Origin of the sequence: Staphylococcus sp. HMSC035D11 (genome assembly GCF_001836075.1) — a bacterium.
GTDB classification, from domain to species: Bacteria; Bacillota; Bacilli; order Staphylococcales; family Staphylococcaceae; genus Staphylococcus; species Staphylococcus hominis.
This window is the reverse complement of record NZ_KV827285.1, coordinates 134841-140665: the sequence shown is the minus strand read 5'-3', so window position 1 is coordinate 140665 and position 5825 is coordinate 134841. Positions and strand designations below refer to the sequence as shown.

At 31.0% G+C, this 5825-nt stretch carries 5 protein-coding genes and 1 pseudogene; 5 read left to right on the top strand and 1 reads right to left on the bottom strand.

The genetic code is table 11. The features are described 5' to 3' along the window. Positions 1-11: 11 nt before the first annotated feature. The 3 genes from HMPREF2647_RS11095 to HMPREF2647_RS10595 all read left to right on the top strand — a co-directional run bounded on the left by HMPREF2647_RS11095 (position 12) and on the right by HMPREF2647_RS10595 (position 2386). Positions 12-401: a hydroxymethylglutaryl-CoA synthase gene (locus HMPREF2647_RS11095; protein ID WP_020444595.1), complete on the top strand. Its 390-nt coding sequence runs from the start codon at positions 12-14 to the stop codon at positions 399-401. A 716-nt stretch (positions 402-1117) separates the two neighbouring features. Further along, positions 1118-1861: a glycerophosphoryl diester phosphodiesterase gene (locus HMPREF2647_RS10600; protein ID WP_000958858.1), complete on the top strand. Its 744-nt coding sequence runs from the start codon at positions 1118-1120 to the stop codon at positions 1859-1861. A 96-nt stretch (positions 1862-1957) separates the two neighbouring features. Then, on the top strand, positions 1958-2386 hold the full coding sequence (locus HMPREF2647_RS10595) for a MaoC family dehydratase (protein ID WP_000872606.1): 429 nt from the start codon (positions 1958-1960) through the stop codon (positions 2384-2386). 45 nt (positions 2387-2431) lie between these two features. On the opposite strand, the gene mecA is transcribed toward HMPREF2647_RS10595, so the two are convergent. Next, positions 2432-4441 (bottom strand): PBP2a family beta-lactam-resistant peptidoglycan transpeptidase MecA, encoded by a 2010-nt coding sequence (gene mecA, locus HMPREF2647_RS10590; protein ID WP_063852655.1) that lies wholly within the window; start codon positions 4439-4441, stop codon positions 2432-2434. Between the two features lie 96 nt (positions 4442-4537). Here mecA and HMPREF2647_RS10585 point away from each other — a divergent pair, with 96 nt between their 5' ends. Both HMPREF2647_RS10585 and HMPREF2647_RS10580 read left to right on the top strand, forming a co-directional pair. Continuing rightward, entirely contained in the window at positions 4538-5524 is a 987-nt protein-coding gene (locus tag HMPREF2647_RS10585) for a beta-lactam sensor/signal transducer MecR1 (protein WP_001549960.1), read from the top strand. Next, positions 5511-5756, top strand: a pseudogene (locus HMPREF2647_RS10580) (type I restriction enzyme endonuclease domain-containing protein); the annotation flags it as partial. The gene HMPREF2647_RS10585 and the pseudogene HMPREF2647_RS10580, both read left to right, overlap by 14 nt. Between the last annotated feature and the right edge of the window lie 69 nt (positions 5757-5825).

Sequence of the window (5825 nt, the reverse complement as noted above, 5' to 3'; positions counted from 1 at the left end):
TTATACTATAAATTCAACTTTGCAACAGAACCGTATTATGGAATAGAGATGTTGGTAACATTTATACAGGATCATTATACTTAAGTTTAATTTCGTTATTACAGAACCACACATTCCAACCAGAAGAGAAAGTATGTCTATTTAGTTATGGTTCAGGAGCAGTAGGAGAAATCTTTAGTGGTTCAATCGTTAAAGGATATGACAAAGCATTAGATAAAGAGAAACACTTAAATATGCTAGAATCTAGAGAGCAATTATCAGTCGAAGAATACGAAACATTCTTTAACAGATTTGATAATCAAGAATTTGATTTCGAACGTGAATTGACACAAGATCCATATTCAAAAGTATACTTATACAGTATAGAAGACCATATCAGAACATATAAGATAGAGAAATAAACTAGTGGCCGATTGTGCTTGATGAGCTTGGGACATAAATCCTAACTCGAAATAAATAAGCATATCACTAAACTGATTTTTTAAAGTTTACAGTGATATGCTTATTTTTTTATCTTACGATTTTGTACGTGCATGCTTGCCTAGGGGTATGGCTCGAGCCATTAGTCTCTCGCACATACTATTCCCTCAGGCGTCAGCACTTACAAAATCGGTTGTAATTTTCATTTTTATACGCATTCTTACTGAGATTATACTAATAAGAGGAATAGTAAAAGCAATTCTAAGTAAAATTGCAGATAAGAGGTTTGTTAAAAGCAGTTCTCAGTAAAATTACAGATAAGAGGTACGTTAAAAGCAGTTCTAAGTAAAATTGCAGATAAGAGGTACGTTAAAAGCAGTTCTAGGCAAAATTGCAGATAAGAGGTGCGTTAAAAGCAGTTCTCAGTAAAATTGCTGATAAGGGGTAAGTTAAAAGCAATCCTAAGTAAAATTGCAGATAAGGGGTACAGAAAAACTAGACTTGATTACAAAATGGAGCTTGGGACATAAATGATTTTTTAAAAATGAGATGAGACGTAGATTAACTCCATAATCAATACGAATCTATCGACTTCTTTATTTATGATATTCATCTCTTTTTAATGGAAATAAAAGTGCGATTAATGTGATAATACAGTTACGTTAATTAAAAAAATAAAAATGCAAGGAGAGGTAATATGCTAACTGTATATGGACATAGAGGATTACCTAGTAAAGCTCCGGAAAATACAATTGCATCATTTAAAGCTGCTTCAGAAGTAGAAGGTATAAACTGGTTGGAGTTAGATGTTGCAATTACAAAAGATGAACAACTGATTATCATTCATGATGATTATTTAGAACGGACTACAAATATGTCCGGGGAAATAACTGAATTGAATTATGATGAAATTAAAGATGCTTCTGCAGGATCTTGGTTTGGTGAAAAATTCAAAGATGAACATTTGCCAACTTTCGATGATGTAGTAAAAATAGCAAATGAATATAATATGAATTTAAATGTAGAATTAAAAGGTATTACTGGACCGAATGGACTAGCACTTTCTAAAAGTATGGTTAAGCAAGTGGAAGAACAATTAACAAACTTAAATCAGAATCAAGAAGTGCTCATTTCAAGCTTTAATGTTGTGCTTGTTAAACTTGCAGAAGAAATCATGCCACAATATAACAGAGCAGTTATATTCCATACAACTTCGTTTCGTGAAGACTGGAGAACACTTTTAGATTACTGTAATGCTAAAATAGTAAACACTGAAGATGCCAAACTTACTAAAGCAAAAGTAAAAATGGTAAAAGAAGCGGGTTATGAATTGAACGTATGGACTGTAAACAAACCAGCACGTGCAAACCAACTTGCTAATTGGGGAGTTGATGGTATCTTTACAGACAATGCAGATAAAATGGTGCATTTGTCTCAATAGAAAGTTAGAGGTGAGTCTTACGTTTCAGTGACGGTAGACTTACCTTTAACATGTTACATACTAAAAAATTAATTTGAATAAGAAAGAGAGACATATATGAAATACGATGATTTTATAGTAGGAGAAACATTCAAAACAAAAAGCCTTCATATTACAGAAGAAGAAATTATCCAATTTGCAACAACTTTTGATCCTCAATATATGCATATAGATAAAGAAAAAGCAGAACAAAGTAGATTTAAAGGTATCATTGCATCTGGCATGCATACACTTTCAATATCATTTAAATTATGGGTAGAAGAAGGTAAATACGGAGAAGAAGTTGTAGCAGGAACACAAATGAATAACGTTAAATTTATTAAACCTGTATACCCAGGTAATACATTGTACGTTATCGCTGAAATTACAAATAAGAAATCCATAAAAAAAGAAAATGGACTCGTTACAGTGTCACTTTCAACATACAATGAAAATGAAGAAATTGTATTTAAGGGAGAAGTAACAGCACTTATTAATAATTCATAATAAAACAGTGAAGCAACCATCGTTACGGATTGCTTCACTGTTTTGTTATTCATCTATATCGTATTTTTTATTACCGTTCTCATATAGCTCATCATACACTTTACCTGAGATTTTGGCATTGTAGCTAGCCATTCCTTTATCTTGTACATCTTTAACATTAATAGCCATCATCATGTTTGGATTATCTTTATCATATGATATAAACCACCCAATTTGTCTGCCAGTTTCTCCTTGTTTCATTTTGAGTTCTGCAGTACCGGATTTGCCAATTAAGTTTGCATAAGATCTATAAATATCTTCTTTATGTGTTTTATTTACGACTTGTTGCATACCATCAGTTAATAGATTGATATTTTCTTTGGAAATAATATTTTTCTTCCAAACTTTGTTTTTCGTGTCTTTTAATAAGTGAGGTGCGTTAATATTGCCATTATTTTCTAATGCGCTATAGATTGAAAGGATCTGTACTGGGTTAATCAGTATTTCACCTTGTCCGTAACCTGAATCAGCTAATAATATTTCATTATCTAAATTTTTGTTTGAAATTTGAGCATTATAAAATGGATAATCACTTGGTATATCTTCACCAACACCTAGTTTTTTCATGCCTTTTTCAAATTTCTTACTGCCTAATTCGAGTGCTACTCTAGCAAAGAAAATGTTATCTGATGATTCTATTGCTTGTTTTAAGTCGATATTACCATTTACCACTTCATATCTTGTAACGTTGTAACCACCCCAAGATTTATCTTTTTGCCAACCTTTACCATCGATTTTATAACTTGTTTTATCGTCTAATGTTTTGTTATTTAACCCAATCATTGCTGTTAATATTTTTTGAGTTGAACCTGGTGAAGTTGTAATCTGGAACTTGTTGAGCAGAGGTTCTTTTTTATCTTCGGTTAATTTATTATATTCTTCGTTACTCATGCCATACATAAATGGATAGACGTCATATGAAGGTGTGCTTACAAGTGCTAATAATTCACCTGTTTGAGGGTGGATAGCAGTACCTGAGCCATAATCATTTTTCATGTTGTTATAAATACTCTTTTGAACTTTAGCATCAATAGTTAGTTGAATATCTTTGCCATCTTTTTTCTTTTTCTCTATTAATGTATGTGCGATTGTATTGCTATTATCGTCAACGATTGTGACACGATAGCCATCTTCATGTTGGAGCTTTTTATCGTAAAGTTTTTCGAGTCCCTTTTTACCAATAACTGCATCATCTTTATAGCCTTTATATTCTTTTTGTTTTAATTCTTCAGAGTTAATGGGACCAACATAACCTAATAGATGTGAAGTCGCTTTTTCTAGAGGATAGTTACGACTTTCTGTTTCATTAGTTGTAAGATGAAATTTTTTTGCGAAATCACTTAAATATTCATCCATTTTTTTAACGGTTTTAAGTGGAACGAAGGTATCATCTTGTACCCAATTTTGATCCATTTGTTGTTTGATATAGTCTTCAGAAATACTTAGTTCTTTAGCGATTGCTTTATAATCTTTTTTAGATACATTCTTTGGAACGATGCCTATCTCATATGCTGTTCCTGTATTGGCCAATTCCACATTGTTTCGGTCTAAAATTTTACCACGTTCTGATTTTAAATTTTCAATATGTATGCTTTGGTCTTTCTGCATTCCTGGAATAATGACGCTATGATCCCAATCTAACTTCCACATACCATCTTCTTTAACAAAATTAAATTGAACGTTGCGATCAATGTTACCGTAGTTTGTTTTAATTTTATATTGAGCATCTACTCGTTTTTTATTTTTAGATACTTTTTTTATTTTACGATCCTGAATGTTTATATCTTTAACGCCTAAACTATTATATATTTTTATCGGACGTTCAGTCATTTCTACTTCACCATTATCGCTTTTAGAAATATAACTGCTATCTTTATAAACTTGTTTGAAATTTTTATCTTCAATTGCATCAATAGTATTATTAATTTCTTTATCTTTTGAAGCATAAAAATATATACCAAACCCGACAACTACAACTATTAAAATAAGTGGAACAATTTTTATCTTTTTCATCAATATCCTCCTTATATAAGACTACATTTGTAATATATTACAAATGTAGTATTTATGTCAAAATAATGTTATAATTTTTGTGATATGGAGGTGTAGAAGGTGTTATCATCTTTTTTAATGTTAAGTATAATCAGTTCATTGCTCACGATATGTGTAATTTTTTTAGTGAGAATGCTCTATATAAAATATACTCAAAATATTATGTCACATAAGATTTGGTTATTAGTGCTCGTCTCCACGTTAATTCCATTAATACCATTTTACAAAATATCGAATTTTACATTTTCAAAAGATATGATGAATCGAAATGTATCTGACACGACTTCTTCGGTTAGTCATATGTTAGATGGTCAACAATCATCTGTTACGAAAGACTTAGCAATTAATGTTAATCAGTTTGAGACCTCAAATATAACGTATATGATTCTTTTGATATGGGTATTTGGTAGTTTGTTGTGCTTATTTTATATGATTAAGGCATTCCGACAAATTGATGTTATTAAAAGTTCGTCATTGGAATCGTCATATCTTAATGAACGACTTAAAGTATGTCAAAGTAAGATGCAGTTCTACAAAAAGCATATAACAATTAGTTATAGTTCAAACATTGATAATCCGATGGTATTTGGTTTAGTGAAATCCCAAATTGTACTACCAACTGTCGTAGTCGAAACCATGAATGACAAAGAAATTGAATATATTATTCTACATGAACTATCACATGTGAAAAGTCATGACTTAATATTCAACCAGCTTTATGTTGTTTTTAAAATGATATTCTGGTTTAATCCTGCACTATATATAAGTAAAACAATGATGGACAATGACTGTGAAAAAGTATGTGATAGAAACGTTTTAAAAATTTTGAATCGCCATGAACATATACGTTATGGTGAATCGATATTAAAATGCTCTATTTTAAAATCTCAGCACATAAATAATGTGGCAGCACAATATTTACTAGGTTTTAATTCAAATATTAAAGAACGTGTTAAGTATATTGCACTTTATGATTCAATGCCTAAACCTAATCGAAACAAGCGTATTGTTGCGTATATTGTATGTAGTATATCGAGCTTCACATGAAACAGCTAAAGAAGCTTTGGGCGATAAAGAGTTAAGAGCCATTGCACATGAGTTAACTAAAACAGTTAAGGATAACATGAGTGTTGATTGGTCTAAACGAGACAGTGCTAAAGCTAAAATGAGAGTTCAAGTTAGACGCCTATTAAAGAAATATGGCTATCCACCAGATCTTCAAAAAATGGCTGTGGAACAAGTTGTAGAGCAAGCAGAATTAATGGCAAGTCAGCAATAAAAAAATAAATCATAATGAGTCCGGGACATAAAGTTCTTGGATAAGTGAAAAAAGACAATTTCTATTGAA

Bases quoted from the DNA above. Each gene is read 5' to 3' on its own strand.
- HMPREF2647_RS10600 (WP_000958858.1), top strand. From the start codon at position 1,118: ATGCTAACTGTATATGGACATAGAGGATTACCTAGTAAAGCTCCGGAA.
- HMPREF2647_RS10595 (WP_000872606.1), top strand. From the start codon at position 1,958: ATGAAATACGATGATTTTATAGTAGGAGAAACATTCAAAACAAAAAGC.